Here is a 25560-nt window from a genome sequence, read left to right as displayed (position 1 = left end):
ATGCCGCACCTGACCCTGCAATACACCGACAACCTCGTCCTGGACGCGCGCGCGCTGTTGTCGCGGCTCAACCAGGTCCTGCTCGACAGCGGGCATTTCAACGAGGAAGCGATCAAGAGCCGCGCCGTCGCGCTGTCCGACTTTCTGGTCGGCACCGACGCCGATGCCGCGCGCGCGTTCGTCCATGCACGCCTGCGCATCCTTCCCGGCCGTGACGAGGCCGTGCGCGCGCAGTTGTCCGAGGCGCTGCTGCACGCGCTGCGCACGCACCTTCCGGCGGGGCCGCACGCCCTGCAGATCTGCGCGGAAGTCGGCGAACTTCCGGCCAGCTACCGCAAGACCACCGTTCCTCCCATCTCTTCACCGGCCTCTTCATGACCGACGCGCTGTCCCGTACCCATGCCATCGCCCTCGATGCCGCCGACCCGCTGCGCGCCCTGCGCAACGAGTTCCTGATTCCGAAGCACAAGCACAACGAGCAGCTCTATTTCTGCGGCAACTCGCTGGGCCTGCAACCGCGCGGCGCGCGCAAGTACGTGCAGGAGGTACTGGACAAGTGGGCCGAGCAGGCGGTGGAGGGTCACTTCACCGAGCCGGCGCAGTGGATGACCTACCACGAGCTGGTCCGCGACGGGCTGGCGAAAGTGGTCGGCGCGCAGCCGACCGAGGTCGTGGCGATGAACTCGCTGACCGCCAATCTGCACCTGATGATGGTCAGCTTCTACCGGCCCACCGCCGAGCGTCCGGCCATCCTGATGGAAGCCGGCGCGTTCCCGTCCGACCGCCACGCGCTGGAATCGCAGGTGCGTTTCCATGGCTTCGACCCGGCGAGCGATCTGATCGAGCTGGAACCGGATCAACCCGACGGCACGCTGTCGATGCAGGCCATCGAGCGCGCCATCGGCGAGCATGGCCATCGCCTGGCCCTGGTGCTGTGGCCTGGCATCCAGTATCGAACCGGACAGGCGTTCGACCTGGCGGAAATCACCCGCCTCGGCCACGCGCAGGGCGCGTTGGTCGGGTTCGACCTGGCCCACGCGGCCGGCAACCTGCCGGTGCAGCTGCACGCCAGTGGCGCCGACTTCGCGGTGTGGTGCCACTACAAATACATGAACGCCGGGCCGGGCGCGGTCGCCGGCTGTTTCGTGCATGAGCGGCACGCGCACACGGACCGCCCGCGCTTCGCCGGCTGGTGGGGCCACCAGAAGGAAAGCCGGTTCAGGATGGCACCCGAGTTCGTGCCCACGCCCGGCGCCGACGGCTGGCAGCTCAGCAATCCTCCGATCCTGGGCCTGGCCCCGTTGCGCGCCTCGCTGGAACTGATCGCGCAGGCCGGCGGCATGGCCGCGCTGCGCGCCAAGTCGGAAAAACTGACCGGCTTCCTGGAGGCGCTCATCCGCGCCCGCGTCGGCGACGCGCTGCAGATCGTCACGCCCGCCGATCCGGCCCAGCGCGGCGCGCAGTTGTCGCTGCGGGTGGTGGGCGGCCGCGAGCGCGGGCGCGACCTGTTCGAATACCTGGCGTCGGTCGGCACGATTGGCGACTGGCGCGAACCGGACGTGATCCGGATCTCGCCGACCCCGCTGTACAACCGTTTCATGGACGTCTACCGCTTCGTCGAGGAAGTGGAGACCTGGCGCGGCGTCTGACCGGAGCAACCCCTTGAACGCATCCAACGACCGTTCCCTCACCATCATCGGCGCCGGCCTGGCCGGCGCGCTGCTGGCGACCCTGCTGGCCCGCAAGGGCTGGCGGGTGGACGTGTACGAAAAACGCGGCGACCCGCGCGTCAAAGGCTATGGCGGCGGCCGATCGATCAACCTGGCCCTGGCCGAGCGCGGCCGCCACGCGCTGCGCCAGGCCGACGCCGACGAGGCGGTGATGAAGCAGGCGGTGATGATGCGCGGGCGCATGGTCCACCCGCGCGACGGCCAGCCGCAGTTGCAGCGCTACGGTCGCGACGATTCGGAAGTGATCTGGTCGGTGCACCGCGGCGATCTCAACATCACCCTGCTCGACCTGGCCGAACAGGCCGGCGCTTCGCTGCATTTCCACCGCCAGCTGGACACGGTGGATTTTCAGGACCGGGTGGCCACCTTCACCGATGATCGCGATGGCGGCCGCCATCCCATCGACTTCCGTTCGCTGGTTGGCGCCGACGGCGCCGGTTCGTCGCTGCGCGCGGCGATGCGGCTGCGCACCGATCTCGGCGAGCGCACCGATTTCCTCGACCACTCCTACAAGGAACTGGAAATCCCGCCGGCGGCCGACGGCGGCTTCCAGATCGAACCCAACGCCCTGCACATCTGGCCGCGCGGCCACTACATGTGCATCGCCCTGCCCAACGACGAAAAGACCTTCACCGTCACCCTGTTCCTGCCCAACCACGGCGATCCCGGTTTCGACACCGTGCACACGCCGGCGCAGGCGCGCGCGCTGTTCGAACGCGACTTCCCCGATGCGGTGCCGCTGATCCCGCACCTGGAAGAGGACTGGCACCGCAACCCGGTCGGCCTGCTGGCCACCCTGTACCTGGACCGCTGGTACATCGACGACCGCGCGGTCCTGCTCGGTGACGCCGCCCACGCGATGGTGCCGTTCCACGGCCAAGGCATGAACTGCGCCTTCGAGGACTGCGTGGCGCTGGCCGAGCAACTGGAGCGCCACGGGGAACGCGCCGAGGCCTTCGCCGCGTTCCAGCGCGAGCGCCAGCCCAACGCGCGCGCGATCCAGGAAATGGCGCTGGAGAACTACGTGGAAATGCGCGACAAGGTGGACGACGCGGCGTTCCTGCTCCAGCGCGAGCTGGAACGGACCCTGCAGGAGCGCCATCCGGGCCGCTTCGTACCGCACTACACCATGGTCACCTTCCTGCGCATTCCCTATCGGGTCGCGCTGGAGCGCAGCATCGTCCAGCGCGATCTGCTGGTCGCCGCCACCCGGGGACTGGAACGCCTGGATCAGGTGGACTGGGCGCGGGTGGATGCCGAAGTGATCCGTCGCCTGCAACCGCTGGAGGCGGAAGCGCGGTGAGCGCCAGCTTCCTGTTCTACGATCTGGAGACCTTCGGCGCGGATCCGCGCCGTACCCGCATCGCCCAGTTCGCCGCCCAGCGCACCGATGCGGAGCTGAATCCGATCGAGGATCCGATCGATTTCTTCGTCCAGCCCGCCGACGATCTGCTGCCCTCGCCCACCGCCACGCTGATCACCGGCATCACCCCGCAGCAGGCCGCGCGCCAGGGCGTCAACGAGGCGGCGGCGTTCGCCCGCATCGCCGACGAGATGTCGCGGCCGGATACCTGCACGCTGGGCTACAACTCGCTGCGCTTCGATGACGAGTTCGTCCGCCACGGCCTGTTCCGCAACTTCTTCGACCCCTACGAGCGCGAATGGCGCGGCGGAAATTCGCGCTGGGATCTGCTGGACGTGATGCGGTTGACCCACGCACTGCGCCCGGACGGCATCGTCTGGCCGCAGCGCGAGGATGGCGTCACCTCGTTCCGGCTGGAACACCTCGCGCTGGCCAACGATGTCCGCCAGGGCGATGCGCACGAGGCGCTGTCCGACGTGCGCGCGACCATCGGCATGGCCCGGCGGATGCGCCAGGCGCAACCCCGCCTGTGGGAATACGCGCTGAAACTGCGCGACAAGCGCTTCGCCGCCAGCCTGCTGGACACGGTGGCGATGACCCCGGTCCTGCACATCTCCCAGCGCTATCCGGCCAGCCGCATGTGCGCGGCGCTGGTGCTGCCGCTGGCGCGCCATCCGCAATACGACAACCGCATCATCGTGTACGACCTGGATGCCGACCCGGATCCGCTGCTGCACCTGGCACCGGAAGCCATCGCCGATCGCCTGTACACGCCCGCGGCGGATCTGCCGCCGGGTGAATCGCGCATTCCGCTGAAGGAAATCCACCTGAACAAGGCACCGGTGCTGGTCGCCCTGGCACACCTGCGCGATGCCGACTTCGAACGCCTGCGCATCGACCTGCTGATCACCGAGGCCAATGCCATCCGCCTGCGCGCGGCCGGACCGGCGCTGGCCGAGAAGGTGCGCCGCGTGTTCGCCGGCGAACGCGAGTTCGCCGTGCCCGATGTCGATGCCTCGCTGTATGGCGGTTTCCTTGGCGACGGCGACCGCCGCCGGTTTCCCGATCTGCGCGCCACCCCGCCGGAACTGCTGGGCCAGCGCGACTTCGGTTTCCGCGACCCGCGCCTGCCGGAACTGCTGTTCCGCTACCGCGCGCGCAACTGGCCGGCCACCTTGACCGCCGACGAACGCCTGCGCTGGGACGATTACCGCCGCCGGCGCCTGATCGGCGACAGTGGGCTTTCCGAGTACGGTTTCGAAAGTTTCCACGCTGAAATCGCCGCGCTGCGCGCGGCCCCCACCACCGACGGCCCGAAGCAGGCCCTGCTCGACCAGTTGCAGGCCTGGGGCCGGGATCTGGAGCAGAGCCTGTGAGCAGTTATTTTTCCGACGCCAGTTTCAAGTTCCTGCGCGGACTGGCGCGGCACAACGACAAGACCTGGTTCGCCGCGCACAAGGCGCAGTACGAGGAGCACATCAAGGAACCGTTCCTGCGCCTGCTGACCGATCTGCAACCGGATCTGGCGCAGGTCAGCGAACATTTCCGTTCCGATCCGAAGACGGTCGGTGGTTCGCTGTTCCGGATCTACCGCGACGCCCGCTTCTCCACCGACAAGTCGCCCTACAAATCCTGGCAGGGCGCACGCCTGTACCACGAACGCCGCAAGCAGGTGCCGGCGCCGTCGTTCTACATCCACCTGCAGCCGGGCGAATGCTTCGTCGGCGCCGGGTTGTGGCATCCGGAGCCGGATACCCAGCGCCGGGTGCGCCAGTTCATCTTCGACAATCCCGGCAGCTGGAAAGCCGCCGCGCACGCGCCGAAGTTCCGCCGGCGCTTCGACTTCGAGGAAAGCGAGATGCTGACCCGGCCGCCGCGCGGGTTTCCGGCCGAGTTCGAATTCATCGACGATCTCAAGCACAAGAACTTCGTGTTCTGGCGTTCGCTGGACGACAGCGTGATGACCGGACCTAAACTGCGCCAGGTGCTGGCCGCCGACCTGGCCGCGCTGGCGCCGTTCGTAGACTACCTGTGCGCGGCCCTGGACCTGGAGTTCTAGCCATGAAGAAGTGGATCGCCCTGGCCGTCCTGCTGATCGCCGGTTTGCTCGGCTACCTCGCCGCGGGCCCCTACCTGGCGATCCACGGCATCCGCCAGGCGCTGGCCGAACAGGACACCGCCAAGCTGGAACGCCACGTGGACTTCCCCGCCCTGCGGGTCAACCTGCGCGCGCAGGTGGAAGACCAACTGGCCCGCCGCGCCGGCCCCGGGTTCCAGTCCAGCCTGCTCGGCGCGTTCGCGCTGTCGGTGGCGAACAACGTCATCGGCAGCGGCGTCGACACGATGGTCACGCCGCTGGGCATCGGCGCCATCCTGCAGGGCCGTTCGATGTGGAAGAAGGCGGTCGGCGACACCGTCGGCGGCGATACCCATGCGCCACCGGTACCCGCGGATCCGCTGAAGGACGCCAAGCATCGTTTCGAATCCCTCTCGCGCTTCACCGCGACCATCCACGACGAGGACGGCCGCCCGGTCGTCTGCGTGTTCACCCGCCAGGGCCTGCGCTGGCGGCTCACCGACATCCGCCTGCCCCTGGACGGCCCGTAGAGCGGAGCTTGCTCCGCTTTCCCGGCCGTCCAGCACGTCCGAACGCCCAAGCCCCCAGCCGAGCAAGCTCGGCTCCACAACCCGGCGTAGAGCGGAGCTTGCTCCGCTTCCCCGGCTGTCCAGCACGTCCGAACGCCCAGGCATCCCCAGCCGAGCAAGCTCGGCTCCACAACCCGGCGTAGAGCGGAGCTTGCTCCGCTTCCCCGGCTGTCCAGCACGTCCGAACGCCCAGGCATCCCAGCTGAGCAAGCTCGGCTCTACAACCCGGCGTAGAGCGGAGCTTGCTCCGCTTTCCGGCCGTCCAACATGTCCGAACGCCCAGGCATCCCCAGCCGAGCAAGCTCGGCTCCACAACCCGGCGTAGAGCGGAGCTTGCTCCGCTTCCCCGGCTGTCCAGCACGTGCGAACGCCCAGCATCCCCAGCCGAGCAAGCTCGGCTCTACACACCGGCGTAGAGCGGAGCTTGCTCCGCTTCCTCGTATATCCAACGTGCCCGAACGCCCCACCAGCCAAGCAAGCCCGGCTCCAAGGGTCAGCGATCGCGCGGCTGCCAATCCCGGCGTGCGCGCGCCAGGCGCAGGAACCGTGCGGCCAGTTGCCAACGCGCCGCGCGCGGCAGGCGCGCCAGCTCCTCGCGGGGATCGGCAACGACACCGCCCGGCTGCCAGGCGAACGCGATCCGGTTGCTCATGCGGGGTTCCTCCAGCGCCAGCACGCGTCCGCCAAAGCTGCGCCGCATCCGCACCAGATGCCGGCGCGCGTCGGTGGCGTAGAGATTGACCGCCATCGCCCCGCCTTCGGCCAGCGCATCCCGGCAGTCGTCGTAGAACGCCTGGGTCGAGACCGAGGGCGAGATGCCCTCCGCCTCGTAGGCATCCACGAGCAGCAGATCATAGGCGCCACGACGCTGGCGCAGCATCGCCGCGCCGTCTCCCAGCCGGGCCTGGAAGCGCCCGCTGTTGGCGGGAACGCGGAAGGCATCGCGCAACGCCAGCACGCGGACATCGCTTTCGAACGCCTCGATGGAAGCTTCCGGCAGGTGCCGATGGCAGAACTTGGCCTGGGATCCGCCGCCCAGCCCGATGATTCCGATCCGTGGCGGCCGCGGGCGCAGCAGCAGCGCGGCCAGCATGGTGCGGGTGTAGCCGACCTGAAGCAAGTCCGGCCACCAGGTCAGCATGCGGCTCTGGGTCACGTCGCGATTGAATTGCAGCGTGGTGTACCACCAGCCGCGATGGACCCGGGGGGCGCCTTCGTTCACGGCGCCGGATCGTTGGCCACGCCGTGCGGGACGTGGCCGGCGGCCACGTGCGGGCGTGCGCTGTCGATGTTGTGCTGGGAATCGTCGAAGAAGATGTCGGCGCCGAAGGCGTCCAGGAATGGCCCCTTGTGACGTCCGCCCAGGAACAGCGCTTCGTCCAGGCGCACGCCCCACTCGCGCAGCGTGCGGATGACCCGTTCGTGCGCCGGCGCCGAACGGGCGGTAACCAGCGCGGTGCGAATCGGCGAGTGCTCGCCGGCCGGGAACATTTCCTGCAACTGGTGCAGTGCCGACAGGAAGCCCTTGAACGGTCCGCCCGACAGCGGCGCGCGCGCATTCTCGCGTTCGTGCCGGCCGAACGCTTCCACGCCCTGCTCGCGCGAAATCCGCTCGCTCTCGTCGCCGAAGATCACCGCGTCGCCATCGAAGGCGATCCGCAACTGGTCCTCGTGGCGCTGCCGGTGCGCCTGCGCCGGCAGGATGGTGGCCGCGGCGATGCCATGCTCCAGCGAACGCCGTACCGAATCCGGGTTGGCGGACAGGAACAGGTCCGCCCCGAACGGCCGGATGTAAGGCCAGGTCGGCTCGCCGGAGGTGAACACCGCGCGCACGATGCCCAGGCCGTGGTGCTGGATGGAATTGAAGATGCGCAGGCCGGTGTCGGCGGAATTGCGCGACAGCAGGATGACCTCCACCCGCGGCGTGTCGTCGGGCGCGCCGGCATTCAGCGCCAGCAGCTTGCGCACCACCGGGAACGCGACGCCCGGCGCGAGCACGTCGTCCTCGTGCTTGCGCTGGTGGTCGCTGTAGGCATCCACGCCCTGGCGTTCGAACAGCGCGTGGCTGTCCTCCAGATCGAACAGGGCGCGCGATGTCACCGCGACGGTCAACAGGCGGGGGGTATTGTCGGCCATGCGCACAGTATCCGCCATCGCGGGGCTTCCCCGCGAGCCGGCCCCGCCCCGCCCGCCGCCGCTCAATCCTCGGTCGAATCCACCATGAAGCGCGCGGGCGGACCACGCCGGTAATCGCGGGTCACCGCACGCACCTCGACCTCCATGCGCAGCGGCTTCTGCTGCGCGGGCGCGTCATCCGGCCACAGGAACAGCAGTTCGGCGCGGCGGCTGTTGCTGATCACCCGTACCGGTTCGGCCGGAAACACCGCATAGCTGGTGTCCGCCGAAACCACCCGGAACTCGAAACCGATGTCTTCCAGTCCGTAATCGCCGCGCGGCCAGTCCAGGCGCACCCCCAGCAGGCCCGAACCGTCGCAGGTGCCGGCCATGCCGCCCAGCCCGCGGGTAATCTCGGTGACCTTCAGTTCCGGCGCGCGCAACGTGTCTTCCGGCGCGTCCGTGGGCGTGGCCCCGGCCTGCAGTTCGAAAGGCGCCATGTGCGTGTTCAGTCCGCACGCCTGCACGCCCTGCGCGGGCAACAGCGCGCAAAGCCCCCACAACCACCAGTGTTTCATCCCCTGACTCCTGTTCGGCATCGGACTACCCCGTCCGCACTCCTCCCGGTGCCGGACGGCCCTGACGTTGCTTGCTGCATGGCGGCGTCCCCACGCCGCTTCCCCGCACCGCCCGTTACACCACGAACTGTTCGCTGAGGATACGTTCCTCCAGATTGTGCTCCGGGTCAAACAACAGGGTCACGGTTCGGTCCTGCGATTCGCGGATCGTCACCTCCACCACGTCGCGGACTTCGTGCGAGTCGGCGGTGGCGCTGACCGGCCGCTTGTACGGGTCCAGCACCCGGAACCGCACCTCGGTGTTCGCGCGCAGGATCGCGCCGCGCCAGCGGCGCGGGCGGAAAGGCGCGATCGGGGTCAGCGCGATCGTGCTCGAACCCAGCGGCAGGATCGGACCATGCGCGGAGAAGTTGTAGGCGGTGCTGCCGGCCGGCGTGGCGGTCAGCACGCCGTCGCAGATCAGTTCGTCCAGCCGGGTCTGTCCGTTCAGATCGATGCGGATGTGCGCGGCCTGGCGGGTCTGGCGCAGCAGCGAGACCTCGTTGTAGGCCAGCGAGCCGGTACTGGCGCCGGATTCGGTCAGCGCCAGCATCTCCAGCGGCCGCAGCTTGGCCGGCTCGGCCTGGGCGAGCCGGTCCAGCAGATCCTCGCTGCGGTACTGGTTCATCAGGAACCCGACCGTTCCCAGCTTCATGCCGAACACCGGTTTGCCCAGGCTACCGTGCCGATGCAGGGTCTGCAGCATGAAGCCGTCGCCGCCGAGCGCGCACAGCACGTCGGCTTCCTGCGGATCCTGGCTGCCGTGCAGGGCGGTCAGTTCGGCCAGCGCGTGCTGCGCTTCGGCGGCCGGACTGGCGAGAAAGGCGATGCGGGGCGTCTGGCTCATCCCGGGTTCCTGGTGGCTTGCCGGAGAGGATAACGGCAGAAGCCCGGGATTGGATGACCGCGATGCCATCCGTTCCGGGCCGCGCAAAAAAACAGGCCGGGTTGCCCCGGCCTGTTTTCGCCATCACGAGCGCCGCGATCAGCCCTGCGCGGCCAACTGGCCCAGTCGCTGCACGGCCACCGAAGCGGTCGGATAGTCCAGCGTCTTCTGCGCGGCCAGCTCGTTGAGCATGGCCAGGGTGAAGCGCAGGCCGGCGTCACCGCGCTGCAGCCATGCCTGGACCTTGGCGTCGGCGGTGTTGCCGGGCATCGACAGCACCTGCGAGGTCAGCGTGCGCTGGTGGTTGGTCAGCTCGTCGCGCAGCACGCCACGGGCCACCGCATGCCAGCGCCCGTCGACCTTCAGCGCGTCGACCTGATCCACCAGCCACGGCAGGTGCAGGGCTTCGCCCAGGCGGTAGTGGACCTTCGACACCTCGACCGGCTTGAGCTTGCGGGCACGCGCCAGTTCGATGATGTCGCAGGATGGCTCCAGGTACGGCAGCGCCGCCAACTGGCCCGCGAGGCCGGCCGGCAGGCCCTTGTCCTTCCAGGTCTGCAGGCTGGCGTTGTACGCCGGACGCAGCGAGTCCGGCAGCACGCCGTCGGCGGCCCGGATCTCGTTGAAGCCGTCGTAGTAGCGCTCCACCGCGGTGGCGATCGCCGGGATCGGACCCTGGCGGGTCAGCAACCAGCGGGTGAAGGTACGCTGCACCGACCAGATCACCTGCAACGCGTCGATCTGCACCGACTCCGGCACCTTGCCGTCGAGAGCGTCGATCTGCACCCACAGCTCACGCGCGTCCAGCGTCTCGCGGGTGATGGTGAAGGCCTTGGCGACCTCCGCCGGGCTGCGGCCGGTGTCCTCCTGCATGCGCAGCAGGAAGGTCGCGCCCATCCGGTTGATGGTGGTGTTGGTCACCGCGGTGGCGATGATTTCGCGCTTCAGGCGGTGCTTCTCCATGTCCGCGGCGTACTTCTTCTGCAGCGGCTTGGGGAAGTAGCGCTGCAGTTCCTTGGACAGGTACGGATCTTCCGGGATGTCCGAATCCAGCAATTGCTGGAACGCCACCAGCTTGGAGTACGACAGCAGCACCGCCAGTTCCGGCCGGGTCATGCCCTGCCCGCGCGCCTTGCGCTCGGCCAGTTCCGCATCCGAGGGCAGGTACTCGATCTGGCGATCCAGCAGGCCCTGGGATTCCAGGGTCTGGATGAAGTGCTGCTTGGAACCCAGGCGCGCCGCGCTCATCCGCTCCATCAGGCTGAGCGCCTGGTTCTGGCGGTAGTTGTCCCACAGCACCAACTGGGCGACCTCGTCGGTCATGTCCGCCAGCAACTTGTTGCGGGCATCCATGCGCAGCTTCTTCTCCTGCACCACGCCGTTGAGCAGGATCTTGATGTTCACCTCGTGATCGGAGGTGTCCACGCCGGCGGAGTTGTCGATGAAGTCGGTGTTGAGCAGCACGCCATGCTGGGCGGCCTCGATGCGGCCCAACTGGGTCAGGCCCAGGTTGCCGCCCTCGCCGACCACCTTGCAGCGCAGGTCGCGCCCGTCCACGCGCAGGCCGTTGTTGGCGCGGTCGCCGACATCGGCGTTGGTCTCGCTGCTGGCCTTGACATAGGTGCCGATGCCGCCATTCCACAGCAGGTCGACCGGCGACTTCAGGATCGCGCTCATCAGTTCGTTGGGCGACAGCGACTTCACGCCGTCGGCCAGGCCCAGCACCTCGCGCACCTGCGGAGTGATCTCGATCGACTTGGCGGTACGCGGATGGATGCCGCCGCCCTTGGAGATCAGCTTGGTGTCGTAATCGGCCCAGCTGGAACGCGGCAGCTTGAACAGGCGCTGGCGCTCCTGGAAGCTGCGCGCCGCTTCCGGCGACGGGTCCAGGAAGATGTGGCGATGATCGAACGCGGCCACCAGGCGGATGTGCGGCGACAGCAGCATGCCGTTGCCGAACACGTCGCCGGACATGTCGCCGATGCCCACGCAGGTGAAGTCCTGGGTCTGCGAATCGCGGCCCAACGCGCGGAAATGACGCTTGACCGATTCCCAGGCGCCGCGCGCGGTGATGCCCATGCCCTTGTGGTCATAGCCGACCGAACCGCCGGAGGCGAACGCGTCGCCCAGCCAGAAGTTGTGGGCGATGGCCAGGCCATTGGCGATGTCGGAGAACGTCGCCGTGCCCTTGTCGGCGGCGACCACCAGGTACGGATCGTCCTGATCGTGGCGGACCACGTTCAGCGGCGGAACGATCTTGCCGCCGACGATGTTGTCGGTGATGTCCAGCAGGCCCTGGATGAACATCTTGTAGCAGGCGATGCCTTCGGCCAGCACCGCGTCGCGATCTCCCCCCACCGGCGGACGCTTGACGAAGAAACCGCCCTTCGCGCCGACCGGCACGATCACGGTGTTCTTCACCATCTGCGCCTTGACCAGGCCCAGCACCTCGGTGCGGAAATCCTCGCGGCGATCCGACCAGCGCAGGCCGCCGCGGGCGACCGGGCCGAACCGCAGGTGCACGCCTTCCACGCGCGGGCCGTACACGAAGATCTCGCGATACGGACGCGGCTTGGGCAGATCCGGCACCTTGGCCGAATCGAACTTGAAGGCGATCGTGTGGGCCGGCTGGCCATCCACGCCAATCTGGTAGTAGCTAGTGCGCAGGGTCGCCTCGATGGCGCCGATGAAACCGCGCAGGATGCGGTCTTCATCCAGGCTGGACACGCGATCCATCAGCTTGAGCAGCGCCTTGTGGGTCGCCTCGACCTGTTCCTCGCGCTTGCCGCCACGGGCGTCCAGCACCGGTTGCAATGCCGTCAGCGTGGCTTCGTCGCCCTGCGCCAACGCGCGCAACTGGGCGGCGAAACGCTCCTGGCCGGCCTTGATTTCGGCTTTGCTCTCATGGCCGACCGCCGGATCGAAACGCGCCTCGAACAGTTCGACCAGCAGGCGAGCGAGCAGCGGATAACGGTTCAGCGTCTCCTCGACGTAGCTCTGCGAGAACGGCACGCCGGTCTGCAGCAGGTACTTGCAGTAACCACGCAGCATCGCGATCTGGCGCCAGGCCAGGCTCGCGCCGAGCACCAGCCGGTTGAAGCCGTCGTTCTCGGCGTCGCCGTGCCAGATCCGGGCAAAGGCTTCCTCGAACTGCGCGTGCAGGCGATCGGTATCGATCGCGCCGCCCACCGCTTCCACCTCGAACTCCTGGATGTAGACCGGCTCGGCGGCCTCCAGCCGGAACGGGTGTTCGGAGATGACCCGCAGGCCCATGTTCTCCATCAGCGGCAGCGCGTCCGACAGCGGAATATCGGCCTGCTGGCGATACAGGTTGAGCCGCAACCGGCCCTCGCCGGCGCGCGCGCGGCGCGAGCGGTGCAGGCTCAGGCGCAGCGCGTCCGGACCGTCGAGCGCGGCCAGGTTCTCCACGTCGTTGGCGGCGAATTCCGGCGACACCGTCTCGATGTAGCCGGCCGGCAGCGCGCGGCCGAAACGGCTCATCAGCTTCAGGCCCTCGCCCTCGCCGTGGCGCGCGATCAGCGTCTCGCGCAGATCGTCCTGCCAGTTGCGCAGCAGGTGGGCGATGTCGGCTTCCAGCGCGGCGGTGTCGACGTCGATCTGCTCGCCGGCCTTCGGGCGGATGGTGAGGTGCAGCTGCGCCAGCGGCGACTCGCCCAGTTGCACGTTGGTGTCGACGTACTCGCCATGCAGGGCCTGCTTCAACAGCGCCTCGATGCGCAGGCGCACGTCGGTGTTGAAGCGATCGCGCGGGATGTACACCAGCGCGGAGAAGAAGCGGCCATAGCGATCACGGCGCAGGAACAGCTTGCTGCGCACGCGCTCCTGCAGGCCGAGGATGCCCATCGCGGTGCGGTTGAGTTCTTCCTCGCTGGACTGGAACAGTTCCTCGCGCGGCAGGGTTTCCAGGATGTGGCGCAACGCCTTGCCGCTGTGGCTGCTCGGCGACAGGCCGGAATTGCGCATCACGAATTCATGGCGCTCGCGCACCAGCGGGATTTCCCACGGACGGCGGTTGTAGGCGCTGGACGTGTACAGGCCGATGAAGCGCTGCTCGGCGATCGGGGTGCCCTTGGCGTCGAATTCCAGCACGCCGATGTAGTCCATGTTGCCCGGGCGATGCACGTTCGAGCGGCGGTTGGTCTTGGTCAGGATCAATGCATCTACCGAACCGGATTGCGGCATGTAGTGCGCGGCCAGGGTCTTGACGCTGCGCGGCGTCGAGGCGTCGTCGCCCCGCAGCAGGCCCAGGCCACTGTCTTCCACCGCACGCAGGATGCCGTCGCCATTGCCCTTCTCCACGCGGTACTCGCGGTAGCCGAAGAAGGTGAAGTGGTCATTGGCGGCCCAGCGCAGGAATTCCTGCGCCTCGTGGCGGCCGGCGTCGCTGATCGGCAGGCGGCGGGTGGCCAGATCGTCGGCCAGCGTGAGCATCTTCTCGCGCATCACGCTCCAGTCGCGGACGATCGCGCGCACTTCTCCCAGCACCTGGCGGATGCGCTGTTCGATGCGCGGCATGTCGCCGGCCTGCTGGCGATCGATCTCCAGCACCATCAGCGATTCCGGCTTGCCCTCGCCCACCGCGGTCGCCTTGCCGGCCTTGTCGCGGGTGAAACGCACCAGCGGGTGGCCCAGTACGTGCACGCCCACGCCCATCTCCGCAAGCGCCATGCTGACCGAGTCGACCAGGAACGGCATGTCGTCGTTGATGATCTGCAGCACGGTGTGCGGCGCTTCCCAGCCATTGGCCTGGGCGGTGGCGTTGAACACGCGCACGTTGGCGGTGCCGGGCTTGCGCGCCCGCGCGAATTCCAGCATGTCGGCGGCGATGGCCGCCCAGATTTCCGGTGCGTGGTGCGGATACTCGTCATCCGCCATCCGCTTGTAGAACGCTTCGGTGAAGGCCAGCGCCTCGGCCTGGCGCGCCGCCGGCACGCGCTTGCGGATGGCCGCGTAAATCGGCTCCAGCGAGAACACCGCCGGCCCCTTGCCCGCGCTGCCCGCCGGGATGGTCTTGACCGCCTTGCTGGTCTTGCTGGCCGCGGCCTTGCCCGCTGCCCCCGCGGCCTTGGCCGCGCCGGTCTCCGGTCGGGCAGCCACCTTCTTGGTCGGGGTCTTCTTCGGCGTCACCGCCTTGGCGGACTTGGCCGCGGCCGGTTTGGGCTTCTGTTTCTTCGGGGCTTTCTTGGAGCTGCGCACAGCGTTCATGCAGATGGAGACTCTACGATTGGTAGTCGAATGGTCATTGTATCCCCCGTCGCCATGACAAAACTTGTTGCGCGGCGTCATAAGAAGGGGTTGCAAAGCACTAGACGAAGGACTAGGCGATTTGCCTCATCGGTGATTCCCGGTGCGATGACGGAGCCATGCGCATGCCGATGGAATCCCCATCGGGGAACCTCTGGCGCCTCCAGCATGAATGGCGCCCTTTGCACACACGCCAAGCCGCCTTTCAAGCCTGTTCAAATTCTAAACTGGACGGTATAGTCCAACGCCTTATGTCGTCCGTCCTCCCCTCCTTCGCCGCGATCCAGCGACGGCAACGCGTGCACGCGGCCGTCCGCGAGTTGCTGGCCGAGCAGGGATTCCGGATCAGCATGGATGCGGTGGCCGCCCGGGCCGGCTGCTCCAAGCAGACCCTGTATGCCCAGTTCGGCAGCAAGCAGGCGCTCCTGCGCAGCATGATCGACGAGCACCTGGACCTGACCACCGTTCGCCTGGAGGACGGTCCCGGTACCGGCAACGATGTCCGCGGGACCCTGCTCGCCTTCGCGATGGAGCATCTGGCCCACCTGTGCGATCCTTCGGTGGTCGCAACCAGCCAGTTGCTCACCGCGGAGGCCCACCAGTTTCCCGAAGAGGCGAAAGCGCTGTACCGGGACGGTTGCGAGCGGCTGACGGAACGGCTTGCCCGCTGGCTCGCCTCGGCCATGGAACGCGGCCTGCTGAAGCAGGACGATCCGCACCTGGCGGCCGAGTTGCTGTTGAGCATGATTACCGGCCTTGATTTCGAACGGCAGCGCTTCGCCGTACCGCATCGACGCAGCCTCGCGGCCCGCCGCCGCTGGGCCGAGTTCGCCGTCGACGGGTTCCTCCGCGCCTTCCCGCCCGCCATCGGCAGGGCGGCGGCGGCGGACGCCCCCTCTATACCCCCCCAAGAATTCCAAATCTGACACGGAGCTCCACCGATGACCGCCCCCGTCCGTTCCGTCGCCCTTTGCTGTGCCCTCGCACTGGCACTGGCTGCCTGCAGCAAGAACCAGGAACAGCCGCAGATGCCGCCACCCGAAGTCGGTGTGGTCAAGGCCAATCCGCAGACCGTGCCGCTGGAGCGTGATCTGGTCGGCCGGTTGTCCCCGGTCCGCAGTTCCGACGTGCGCGCCCGCGTCTCCGGCGTGCTGGTCAAGCGCGTGTACCAGGAAGGCACCGACGTGAAGGAAGGCCAGGTGCTGTTCCAGATCGATCCGGCGCCGCTGCGCGCTTCGCTTAGCGCGGCGCAGGCCAACCTGGCCTCGGCGCAGGCGACCTACGCCAACGCCAAGGTCTCCGCCGATCGCGCCCGCCAGCTGGCGCCGCAGAAGTTCGTGTCCAAATCCGACCTGGACAACGCCGAGGCCGCCGAACGCAGTGCCGCCGCCGCGGTCCAGCAGGCCCGCGCCAACGTCGAGACCGCACGCATCAACCTGGGCTACGCCAGCGTCACCGCGCCGATTTCCGGCCGTGCGGGCAAGCAGCAGGTGACCGAGGGCGCGCTGGTCGGCCAGGGTGAAGCCACCCTGCTGACCACCGTCGATCAGCTCGATCCGCTGTACGTCAACTTCTCGATCAGCGCGGCCGAACTGGAAGCGCTGCGCAGTGCCCAGAGCGGAGGCAATGTGCAGTTGTCCGACACCGGCACCGCCCAGGTCCAGGTCAAGCTCGCCGACGGTACGATCTACGACCAGCCGGGCACCCTGGATTTCTCCGGCGTGGTGGTGGATCCCGCCACCGGCAGCGTCTCGCTGCGCGCTACCCTGCCCAACCCGGATCGCAAGCTGCTGCCCGGCGCGTTCGTCACCCTGCGCGCCACCCTGGGCCAGCAGAACAATGCCTTCCTGATCCCGCAGGGCGCGATCCAGCGCGACACCCAGGGCGCCTATGCGATGGTCGTCGGCCAGGACGGCAAGGTCGTGCGCAAGCCGGTGGATGCCAAGCAGGCCGTCGGCGCCAACTGGCTGATCACCAGCGGCCTGGCCGCCGGTGACCAGGTCGTCGTGGACGGACTGCAGAAGGTTCGCGAAGGCGCTCCCGCCAAGCCCGTGACCGCCGGCGCCAAGCCGGCCCAGCCGGGGGCCGCGGCGGGCCAGAAGCCCGCGGCCGCCGAAGGCGCGAAGCCGGAAGGCAAGGCCGAATAAGGATCCGCCCCCATGCCCAAGTTTTTCATCAACCATCCGGTCTTCGCCTGGGTCGTGTCGATCCTGATCTCGCTCGCGGGCGTGATCTCGATCCTCAACCTGGGCGTGGAGTCCTATCCCTCCATCGCCCCGCCGCAGGTGACGGTCAGCGCGAGCTATCCCGGCGCCAGCGCCGAGACCACCGAGCGCTCGGTGACCCAGGTCATCGAACAACAGCTCACCGGTATCGACAACCTGCTGTATTTCAGTTCCACGTCGAGCTCTTCCGGTCGCGCGACGGTCACCCTGACCTTCCAGACCGGCACCGACGCCGACATCGCCCAGGTCCAGGTGCAGAACAAGGTCGCGCTGGCGACCCCGCGCCTGCCGTCCGAGGTGACCGCGCAGGGCGTGGTGGTGGCCAAGGCCAACGCCGGCTTCCTGATGGTGGTGGGCCTTCAGTCGGACAATCCGGCGGTGGATCGCAACCACCTCAACGACATCCTGGCCTCGCGCGTGCTTGACCAGGTCTCGCGCATCCCCGGCGTCGGCAGCACCCAGCACTTCGGTTCCGAGTACGCCATGAACCTTTGGCTGGATCCGGGCAAGCTGCAGGGCTACAACCTGTCCTCCAGCGAAGTGCTGGCGGCGGTCAAGGGCCAGAACGTGCAGTTCGCCGCCGGTTCGGTCGGTTCCGATCCGGCGCCGGAGGGCCAGGCGTTCACCGCGACCGTGTCGGCCGAGGGCCGGTTCACCTCGCCGGAGCAGTTCGAGAACATTATCCTGCGCGCCAACAGCGACGGTTCCACCGTGCGCCTGAAGGACGTGGCGCGGGTTGAGTTCGGCGCCCAGAACTACGGCTTCGACACCCAGTACAACGGCAAGCCGGTCGGCGCCTTCGCCATCCAGCTGCTGCCGGGCGCCAACGCGCTGAACGTGGCCGAGGCCGTGCGCACCAAGATGGACGAGCTGCAGCCCAGCTTCCCGCAGGGCGTGTCCTGGTTCTCGCCGTATGACACCACCACCTTCGTGACCATTTCGATCGAGGAAGTCGTCAAGACCCTGTTCGAGGCGATCCTGCTGGTGTTCCTGGTGATGCTGATCTTCCTGCAGAACTTCCGCGCCACCATCATCCCCACCCTGGTCATCCCGGTCGCCCTGCTGGGCACGTTCTGGGGCCTGAGCGTCATCGGCTTCACCATCAACCAGCTGACCATGTTCGCGCTGGTGCTGGCGATCGGCATCGTGGTGGACGATGCGATCGTGGTGATCGAGAACGTCGAGCGCATCATGGCGGAAGAGAAACTGCCGCCGCGCGAGGCCACCATCAAGGCGATGGACCAGATCACCGGCGCGGTCATCGCGATCACCGTGGTGCTGGCGGCGGTATTCATCCCGTCCGCGCTGCAGGGCGGCGCCTCGGGCGAGATCTACAAGCAGTTCGCGCTGACCATCGCCATCTCGATGGCGTTCTCGGCGTTCCTCGCGCTGGGCTTCACCCCGGCGCTGTGCGCCAGCTTCCTCAAGCAGCACGAGCATGACAGCCACGAGAAGAAGAACATCGTCTTCCGCCTGTTCGAGAAGTACTACGCCAAGGTCGAGAAGACCTACGTCGGCCACATCGGCGCGGCAATCCGGCATACCCCGCGCTGGATGGTGGTGTTCGCGCTGCTGACCGTGCTGTGCGGCTTCCTGTTCACCCGCATCCCGAGCAGCTTCCTGCCCGAGGAAGACCAGGGCTACGCACTGGCGATCGTGCAGTTGCCGCCGGGCAACACCATGAGCAAGACCAACGAGGTGTTCACCCAGATCCGCGGCACCCTCAGCCAGATGGAGGGCTTCGAGGGGATGATGCAGGTGTCCGGCTTCAGCTTCCTGGGCCAGGGCGAGAACGTCGGCATGGCGTTCATCAAGCTCAAGCCATGGGACGAGCGCGAGGTCGTGGTCACCGACTTCATCCAGCAGGCCAACGGCGCGCTGTATGGCATCAAGGGGGCGCAGATCTTCGTGGTCAACCTGCCCACCGTGCAGGGCCTGGGCCAGTTCGGCGGCTTCGACATGTGGCTGCAGGATCGCAGCGGCGCCGGCGAGGCCGCACTGCTGGCCGCCCGCAACACCCTGCTCGGCAAGGCGGCACAGGACAAGACCCTGGTCGGCGTGCGCCCGAACACCCTGGAAAACGCCCCGCAGCTGCAGCTCAGCGTGGACCGCGTGCAGGCCCAGGCGATGGGACTGTCGGTGGGCGACATCTACACCTCGATCCAGCTGATGCTGGCCCCGGTGTACGTCAACGACTTCTTCTACCAGGGCCGTATCAAGCGCGTGAACATGCGCGCCGATGCTCCATACCGCACGGGCGCCGAGTCACTGGGCCGCATCTACACGCCCAGCAGCCTGCAGACCGACGCCAGCGGCGGACGCGCGATGATCCCGCTGTCCACCGTGGTCCATTCGGAGATGGGTTCGGTGCCGCCGTCGCTGTCGCGCTACAACGGCTATGCCGCCGTCAACATCAACGGCGCGGCCGCTCCGGGCAGTTCCTCCGGCCAGGCGATGACCACGATGGAGAACATCGTGACCAACGATCTGCCGCAGGGCTTCGGCTATGACTGGAGCGGCATGTCGTACCAGGAAATCCTGGCCGGCAACAGCGCCACGCTGCTGATGGTGCTGTCGATCGTGGTGGTGTTCCTGTGCCTGGCCGCCCTGTACGAGAGCTGGTCGATTCCGGTGGCGGTGCTGCTGGTGGTGCCGCTGGGCGCCCTGGGCGCGCTGGCCTTCACCATGATGCGCGGCCTGTCGAACGACATCTTCTTCAAGATCGGCCTGATCACCATCATCGGCCTGGCCGCCAAGAACGCCATCCTGATCGTCGAGTTCGCGGTCATGGAGCGCAAGATGGGCAAGACCCTGCGGGATGCGGTGATCACCGCCGCCCACCTGCGTTTCCGCCCGATCCTGATGACCTCGTTCGCGTTCATCATGGGCGTGCTGCCGATGGCGATCTCGTCCGGCGCCGGCGCCAATGCCCGTCACGCCATCGGTACCGGCGTGATCGGCGGCATGCTGGCGGCGACGTTCCTGGGCCTGCTGCTGATCCCGGTGTTCTTCGTCGCGGTGCGGCGCGTGCTCGGCGACAAGATGGACGAGCCGTCCCGCGAGTACCTGGAGGCGCACGACGTGCCCACCTCGCGCTGACGCCGCCAAGGCGTGCCAACGCACACGGAAACCCCGGCCTGGCCGGGGTTTTCCGTTTCTGGCGGATGCGATTCAAGGCATGCGCGGTGCAGTCGCCATTTTTGTAATGGCCATTATTTAACGCGCAGGAGGTGACTTCCTTCCCTTCCGGCGTCCCGTCTCATCCCGTGATAATCGCGCGATCCAAGATGTCGATCCGGGCCCCGCCCGTTCGTCGTCTTCCTGAATCCCCCACCATCGATGCCCGCCATGACACGGAACGCCACTGCACGGAAACCTCCTTCCACCACCCGCCGCATGGTCCTGATGCTGCTGGGCGTGGTCCTGATCTTCGGTGGCGTGTTCGCCATCAAGGCGTTCATGAACCAGGGCATGAACCAGTTCTTCGACAACATGCCCCAGCCGGCCTCCACCGTGACCGACTGGACCGCCAAGCGGGAACGCTGGGTCGATGCCCAGCAGGCGGTAGGCACGTTCGTCGCCATCCAGGGCACCGACGTGACCACCGAGGCCGGTGGCGTGGTGCGCGAGCTTTCGATCAACGTCGGCCAGCCGGTGAAGGCAGGCGCGGTGCTGGCGCGGTTGAATACGGCCAATGAACTGGCGGTGCTGCGTTCGCTGGAAGCTTCCGCCAAGCTGGCCGCCGTCCAACGCGATCGCTGGCAGGCGCTGGCCCGCGACAAGCTGGTCTCGCAGGCCGATGCCGAGGAGCGCAGCACCCAGGCCGCGACCGCGCAGGCCCAGGTCGAGGCGCAGCGCGCCCTGATCGCGCAGAAGACCATCACCGCGCCGTTCAGCGGCGTGCTCGGCATCCGCAAGGTCAGCCTGGGCCAGTACCTGAGCCCGGGCGACGCGATCGTCACCCTGCAGACGCTGGATCCGATCTACCTCGACTTCACCCTGCCCGAGCAACGCGTCGGACAGGTGACCCGCGGAAGCCGGATCCGTGCCACGGTCGATGCGCTCCCCGGCCAGGTGTTCGAGGGCGAGGTCACCGCGGTGGAACCGCTGGTCGATGTGGCCACCCGCAACTTCAAGGTCCAGGCGACCCTGGTCAATCCCGACGGCGCATTGCGTCCGGGCACCTTCGCCCATGTCGGCTTCGATACCGGCAGTGCGCAGGACGTGGTGGTGGTGCCGCAGACCGCGGTCAGCTTCAATCCCTACGGCAACGCGGTCTACGTGATCCAGGAAATCGCCCGCGCCAAGGGCGAGACCGACATGCAGGGCAAGCCGTTGACCGGCAAGAAGCTGATCGTCAAGCAGCGCTTCGTCAAGACCGGCGCCACCCGTGGTGACCTGATCGCGATCACCCAGGGCCTCAAGGCCGGCGAACGGGTCGCGACCACGGGCCTGCTGAAGCTGCGCAACGACGCCGAGGTGGTGGTCAACAACAAGGTCCAGCCGAGCGCCAACGCCGCGCCGGCTCCGGAAAACCGTTGACGGAGACCCGGCGATGAAATTCACCGACATCTTCATCAACAAACCGGTGCTGGCGGTCGTCGTCAGCCTGTTCATCCTGCTGTTCGGGCTGCGCTCGTTCACCGAGTTGAACGTGCGCCAGTATCCGGAACTGCGCAACGCGGTGGTCAACATCAGCACCACCTACTACGGTGCCGATGCCGACCTGATCCAGGGCTTCATCACCACCCCGCTCGAACGCGAGGTCGCCAGCGCCGAGGGCATCGAGTACCTCAGTTCGACCAGTTCGGCCGGCGTCAGCCTGATCCAGGCTTACATCCGCCTGGATCAGGATCCGAACGAAGCGCTGACCCAGATCGCCGCCAAGGTCAACAAGATGCGTGGCCAGCTGCCGCCGGAGTCCGAGGACCCGGTGATCGACTTGCAGCAGGGCCAGCAGATCGCGGCGATGTACGTGTCGTTCGCTTCCGAGACCCTGGACAACAACCAGATCACCGACTACCTGACCCGCGTCGTCCAGCCCAAGCTGGTGACCGTGTCCGGCGTGCAGCGCGCCGACATCCTCGGCGCCGGCACCTTCGCCATGCGCGTCTGGCTGAAGCCCGACCGGATGACCGCGCTGCGGGTCACCGCCAGCGATGTCGCCAACGCCCTGCAGAACAACAACGTGCTGTCGGCGGTGGGTTCGACCAAGGGCGAGATGGTCGCGATCGACATGACCGCACGCACCGATCTGCGCAACGCGGACGAGTTCCGCCGCCTGATCGTGCGCGAGGAGAACGGCGCGATCGTCCGCCTGGGCGACGTCGCGGACGTGGTCCTGGGCTCGGAGAATTACGGCACCTCGGTGCGCATCAACGGCGAAGCGGCGACCTTCATGGGCATCTTCGTCGCCCCGGACGCCAACTCGCTGGACGTGATCAAGGAAGTGCGCAAGCTGTGGGACGGTGAAATCGTGCCGCAGCTGCCGGAAGGCATCAAGGCGACGATCCCCTACGACAGCACGGAGTCCATCCAGGATGCCATCGACGAGGTGGTCAGCACGATCGTGGAAGCGGTGATCATCGTGATCGTGGTGATCTTCCTGTTCCTGGGTTCGCTGCGCAGCGTGCTGATTCCGGCGGTGACCGTGCCGCTGTCGCTGGTCGGCGCGCTGTTCCTGATGCTGCTGATGGGCTTCACCATCAACCTGCTGACCCTGCTGGCGATGGTGCTGGCGATCGGCATCGTGGTGGACGACGCCATCATCGTGCTGGAGAACATCCATCGCCACATCGAGGAAGGCATGTCGCCCTATGACGCCTCGATCAAGGGCGCGCGCGAACTGGCCTGGCCGGTGGTGGCGATGACCACCACCCTGGTTGCGGTCTATCTGCCGATCGGTTTCCAGGGCGGCCTGACCGGCGTGCTGTTCACCGAGTTCGCCTTCACCCTGGCCGGATCGGTGCTGCTGTCGGGCGTGATCGCCCTGACCCTCAGCCCGATGATGTGCGCCAAGATCCTCAAGCCGCACAGCGCCGGCGGCAAGGGCAAGCTGGAGAAGTGGCTGGACGCCCGCTTCGAGACCCTGCACCGCAGCTACCAGCGCCGCCTGCACGGGACCCTGGAAACCAAGGCGGTGATCGGCATCTTCGGCCTGCTGGTGCTCGCCTCGTGCGCCTTCCTGTACACCTCCGCGCCGCAGGAACCGGCGCCGCTGGAAGACGAAGGCTTCATCTTCTCCATCGCCAGCGCCGATCCCTACTCCACCCTGGACTACGTGGAGCGCTACACCGAGGAAGTCACCACGATTGCCAAGGGCGTGCCCGAGATCCAGGACTACTTCCTGTTCAACGGCGGTTTCGGCGGCAGCGGTGGCGGCGCCAGCCCCAGCGCCATGGCCGGCTTCGTGCTCAAGCCCTGGAGCCAGCGCGAGCGTTCGACCAAGGCGGTGCTGGAGCAGGAACTGCAGCCGAAGATGAGCGGCGTCAGTGGCCTGAACGTGTTCGCGCTGGTGCCCCCGTCCCTGCCCAGCGCGGGCGGCGACGGCGGTGGCGAGTTCATCATCGGCGGCGTGGGCGAGCTGAGCCAGCTCAACGAGCTGGCCGACACCATCCTGCAGAAGGCCATGGCCAGCAAGCGCTTCATCTTCCTGGACAAGGACCTGAAGATCGACAAGCCGCGCATCGAGGTGGAGATCAACCGCGACAAGGCGGCCAGCCTGGGCATCGACATGCGGACGCTGGCGGCCGACATGTCGGCCATGCTGTCGGGTGGCTATACCAACCGCTTCGCGATGCAGAACCGCTCTTACCTGGTGATTCCGCAGGTGCAGCGCAACGATCGCCTCAACGCCAGCGATCTCGAGAACTACTACACCCGTACCCGCGACGGCGAACTGGTGCCGCTGTCGACCATCGTGACCCTGAAGGAAAGCGCGCAGCCGCAGTCGCTCAAGCGCTTCCAGCAGCTCAATGCGGTGTCGATCACGTTCGCGCCGCGTCCCGGCGTCAGCAAGGGCGAAGCCCTGGCCATCCTGGACCAGGCCGCCAAGGAAGTGCTGCCGCAGGGCTACTCGGTCGACTACGCCGGCGAATCGCGCCAGTTCAAGCAGGAGGGCTCGGCGATGCTGATGACCCTGGTGCTGGCCCTGATCGTGATCTTCCTGGTGCTGTCGGCGCAGTTCGAGAGCTTCCGCGACGCATTGATCATGCTGCTGACCGTGCCGATGGCGATCTGCGGCGCATTGCTGACCCTCAACGTGCTGGCGCTGGCCGCGCAGATCCTGCAGATGATGGGTATCGAGGCCTTCCCCGGGATGAGCATCAACATCTACACCCAGGTGGGCCTGGTGACGCTGGTGGGCGTGATCTCCAAGCACGGCATCCTGATCGTGGAGTTCGCCAACAAGCTGCAACTCGAACGTGGCCTGTCCAAGCGCGAGGCCATCGAGGAAGCGGCCGCCATCCGCCTGCGCCCGGTATTGATGACCACCGCCGCGCTGGTGTTCGCGATGATCCCGCTGCTGATCGCCACCGGCCCGGGCGCCGCGTCGCGGTTCTCGATGGGCGTTGTGATCGCCTCGGGCATGACCATCGGCACCATGTTCACCCTGTTCGTGCTGCCGGCGTTCTACCTGTACCTGGCCCGCGACCATTCCCGTGAACGTGCCCATGCGGGAGAAACCGCTCCGCCGGCCCTGCCCAGCGAACCCGCGCCCGGGCACTGAAAGACGACGAATCCTTCATGACTGCAAGAAAAGCCCCGGCCATGCCGGGGCTTTTTCATTTGTGTTCCCGCTGGGTCGTGAGGCGGTTTGGGAATCCTCCGATGGTGTCGGCTGGCGCACCGGCACAGGCTGGCATCTCCTTTCCCCGCTTCCACGCGACACCATGTCCCACGAATCCCGGCGCCGCCGGTCGGTCTCCGGCCGGGTGCTTCTGCTGCTGGCCATGATGCTGCCGGTACTCATCCCCGGAACGGCAATTGCGCGGACGATTTACGGCAGCGCCACCGGCCATGGTTACGCCGAGTTGTTCGCCGGGCAACCCGGCCGCGTGTTCACCGCGCCGGCGTACTCGGAACGGGGGCAGTCGGTCCGCAATATCTATGTCAGCAAGGAAGAGTACGGCCGGGAGAAAATCGAGGATCCGCATGTGCGCTTCCAGCCGTACATCGATGGCCAGGACGTCGACGTGTGGCTTGCGTACGATGGCGTCACGGTGGGTGAACGCAGCTTTCGTTTCGACGACGCACGGACATTCGGCGAAGAGACGTCCGCAACACATCACCCGATGTACGCCGACCTGCACGTGGCACCGCGCCACGGTGATCGCCCGGCCCTGTTCTGCATCGAAAGCCATCCCGGCGACGAGGATGCCGGTGTCTCCGAGATTCCGCTCTTCCTGCTCGTCGACCCATTGTCGGCGCGGGCCCGACTGTATCGCCTGCCTGGGCTGTTTACCTCCTGCGCGGCCGTGACCGCCACGCCGGATGGACAACTCTCGTTCCCCGCCGTCCACCGTGTCCGCGATGAAAACGGGCAGCCTATCGGCGCCCGCCTGATCGACCATCGCATCGACGGGGAACGCTTCGTGGAGACCGGACGCCTCCGCACGGTCCGCTTCGTCGATCCGCCCGATCCATTCCGGTTCGTCGTCGATTCCGATTGATTCCGGCCTTCCATCGACGATCGGGCGGTTTGCCGGCGCGG

At 67.3% G+C, this 25560-nt stretch carries 17 protein-coding genes; 12 read left to right on the top strand and 5 right to left on the bottom strand.

Annotated elements, in window-relative coordinates:
- Genes IB228_RS05200 through IB228_RS05175 form a run of 6 tightly spaced genes read left to right on the top strand, consistent with a single transcriptional unit; the run spans window position 1 to window position 5700 of the window.
- Complete coding sequence (locus IB228_RS05200; RefSeq protein ID WP_192197745.1) at window positions 1-378, top strand: 5-carboxymethyl-2-hydroxymuconate Delta-isomerase; 378 nt, start codon at window positions 1-3, stop codon at window positions 376-378.
- Entirely contained in the window at window positions 375-1649 is a 1275-nt protein-coding gene (kynU, locus tag IB228_RS05195; protein WP_192197744.1) for a kynureninase, read from the top strand. Before IB228_RS05200 ends, kynU begins: the two co-directional genes overlap by 4 nt.
- A gap of 13 nt (window positions 1650-1662) precedes the next feature.
- Window positions 1663-3033: an NAD(P)/FAD-dependent oxidoreductase gene (locus tag IB228_RS05190; protein WP_192197743.1), complete on the top strand. Its 1371-nt coding sequence runs from the start codon at window positions 1663-1665 to the stop codon at window positions 3031-3033.
- Window positions 3030-4469 (top strand): exodeoxyribonuclease I, encoded by a 1440-nt coding sequence (gene sbcB / locus IB228_RS05185; protein WP_192197742.1) that lies wholly within the window; start codon window positions 3030-3032, stop codon window positions 4467-4469. Before IB228_RS05190 ends, sbcB begins: the two co-directional genes overlap by 4 nt.
- Window positions 4466-5152, top strand: a complete 687-nt coding sequence (locus IB228_RS05180) for a DUF2461 domain-containing protein (protein ID WP_192197741.1) — start codon at window positions 4466-4468, stop codon at window positions 5150-5152. The genes sbcB and IB228_RS05180 overlap by 4 nt, the downstream gene beginning before the upstream one ends.
- 2 nt (window positions 5153-5154) lie before the next feature.
- Window positions 5155-5700 carry a DUF2939 domain-containing protein gene (locus IB228_RS05175; RefSeq protein ID WP_183641721.1) on the top strand — a complete coding sequence of 182 codons (546 nt, stop codon included), beginning with the start codon at window positions 5155-5157 and terminating at the stop codon, window positions 5698-5700.
- A gap of 532 nt (window positions 5701-6232) precedes the next feature.
- Here IB228_RS05175 and IB228_RS05170 read toward each other — a convergent pair.
- The 5 genes from IB228_RS05170 to IB228_RS05150 form a co-directional block, all read right to left on the bottom strand.
- The gene (locus IB228_RS05170; RefSeq protein WP_343205570.1) at window positions 6233-6961 is read right to left on the bottom strand and encodes a transferase; all 729 of its coding nucleotides are present in this window, start codon (window positions 6959-6961) and stop codon (window positions 6233-6235) included.
- On the bottom strand, window positions 6958-7875 hold the full coding sequence (locus tag IB228_RS05165; protein ID WP_183641724.1) for a 5'-nucleotidase: 918 nt from the start codon (window positions 7873-7875) through the stop codon (window positions 6958-6960). Before IB228_RS05165 ends, IB228_RS05170 begins: the two co-directional genes overlap by 4 nt.
- Window positions 7876-7937: 62 nt before the next feature.
- On the bottom strand, window positions 7938-8432 hold the full coding sequence (locus IB228_RS05160; protein WP_183641726.1) for a hypothetical protein: 495 nt from the start codon (window positions 8430-8432) through the stop codon (window positions 7938-7940).
- 115 nt (window positions 8433-8547) lie between these two features.
- Entirely contained in the window at window positions 8548-9318 is a 771-nt protein-coding gene (locus IB228_RS05155) for an NAD kinase (protein ID WP_192197740.1), read from the bottom strand.
- A 138-nt stretch (window positions 9319-9456) separates the two neighbouring features.
- Window positions 9457-14583, bottom strand: coding sequence for an NAD-glutamate dehydrogenase domain-containing protein (locus IB228_RS05150; RefSeq protein WP_183641730.1), 5127 nt, complete (start codon window positions 14581-14583; stop codon window positions 9457-9459).
- 290 nt (window positions 14584-14873) lie between these two features.
- Between IB228_RS05150 and IB228_RS05145 the strand changes: the two genes are divergently transcribed.
- From IB228_RS05145 to IB228_RS05120, 6 genes are all read left to right on the top strand, one after another.
- Window positions 14874-15548 (top strand): TetR/AcrR family transcriptional regulator, encoded by a 675-nt coding sequence (locus tag IB228_RS05145; RefSeq protein ID WP_183641732.1) that lies wholly within the window; start codon window positions 14874-14876, stop codon window positions 15546-15548.
- Window positions 15549-15563: 15 nt separating this feature from the next.
- Window positions 15564-16769, top strand: a complete 1206-nt coding sequence (locus tag IB228_RS05140; protein WP_183641734.1) for an efflux RND transporter periplasmic adaptor subunit — start codon at window positions 15564-15566, stop codon at window positions 16767-16769.
- Between the two features lie 12 nt (window positions 16770-16781).
- The gene (locus IB228_RS05135) at window positions 16782-19946 is read left to right on the top strand and encodes a multidrug efflux RND transporter permease subunit (protein ID WP_192197739.1); all 3165 of its coding nucleotides are present in this window, start codon (window positions 16782-16784) and stop codon (window positions 19944-19946) included.
- A gap of 249 nt (window positions 19947-20195) precedes the next feature.
- A complete protein-coding gene (locus tag IB228_RS05130) occupies window positions 20196-21389 on the top strand; it encodes an efflux RND transporter periplasmic adaptor subunit (protein ID WP_192197738.1) in 1194 nt (397 codons plus the stop codon).
- Window positions 21390-21402: 13 nt separating this feature from the next.
- Window positions 21403-24576, top strand: a complete 3174-nt coding sequence (locus IB228_RS05125) for an efflux RND transporter permease subunit (protein ID WP_183641743.1) — start codon at window positions 21403-21405, stop codon at window positions 24574-24576.
- Window positions 24577-24739: 163 nt separating this feature from the next.
- A complete protein-coding gene (locus IB228_RS05120; protein WP_192197737.1) occupies window positions 24740-25519 on the top strand; it encodes a hypothetical protein in 780 nt (259 codons plus the stop codon).
- Window positions 25520-25560: the final 41 nt, after the last annotated feature.

This window comes from Pseudoxanthomonas sp. PXM04 (assembly GCF_014851695.1).
Lineage (GTDB): Bacteria > Pseudomonadota > Gammaproteobacteria > Xanthomonadales > Xanthomonadaceae > Pseudoxanthomonas_A > Pseudoxanthomonas_A beigongshangi.
The sequence above is the reverse complement of the archived record's forward strand: the minus strand, read 5'-3'. Positions and strand labels throughout refer to the sequence as shown.

Coding starts and splice junctions, on each gene's coding strand:
- IB228_RS05200 (WP_192197745.1), top strand. CDS start 1: ATGCCGCACCTGACCCTGCAATACACCGACAACCTCGTCCTGGACGCG.
- kynU (WP_192197744.1), top strand. CDS start 375: ATGACCGACGCGCTGTCCCGTACCCATGCCATCGCCCTCGATGCCGCC.
- IB228_RS05175 (WP_183641721.1), top strand. CDS start 5,155: ATGAAGAAGTGGATCGCCCTGGCCGTCCTGCTGATCGCCGGTTTGCTC.
- IB228_RS05165 (WP_183641724.1), bottom strand. CDS start 7,875: ATGGCCGACAATACCCCCCGCCTGTTGACCGTCGCGGTGACATCGCGC.
- IB228_RS05160 (WP_183641726.1), bottom strand. CDS start 8,432: ATGAAACACTGGTGGTTGTGGGGGCTTTGCGCGCTGTTGCCCGCGCAG.
- IB228_RS05155 (WP_192197740.1), bottom strand. CDS start 9,318: ATGAGCCAGACGCCCCGCATCGCCTTTCTCGCCAGTCCGGCCGCCGAA.
- IB228_RS05150 (WP_183641730.1), bottom strand. CDS start 14,583: ATGAACGCTGTGCGCAGCTCCAAGAAAGCCCCGAAGAAACAGAAGCCC.
- IB228_RS05145 (WP_183641732.1), top strand. CDS start 14,874: ATGTCGTCCGTCCTCCCCTCCTTCGCCGCGATCCAGCGACGGCAACGC.
- IB228_RS05140 (WP_183641734.1), top strand. CDS start 15,564: ATGACCGCCCCCGTCCGTTCCGTCGCCCTTTGCTGTGCCCTCGCACTG.
- IB228_RS05135 (WP_192197739.1), top strand. CDS start 16,782: ATGCCCAAGTTTTTCATCAACCATCCGGTCTTCGCCTGGGTCGTGTCG.
- IB228_RS05130 (WP_192197738.1), top strand. CDS start 20,196: ATGACACGGAACGCCACTGCACGGAAACCTCCTTCCACCACCCGCCGC.
- IB228_RS05125 (WP_183641743.1), top strand. CDS start 21,403: ATGAAATTCACCGACATCTTCATCAACAAACCGGTGCTGGCGGTCGTC.
- IB228_RS05120 (WP_192197737.1), top strand. CDS start 24,740: ATGTCCCACGAATCCCGGCGCCGCCGGTCGGTCTCCGGCCGGGTGCTT.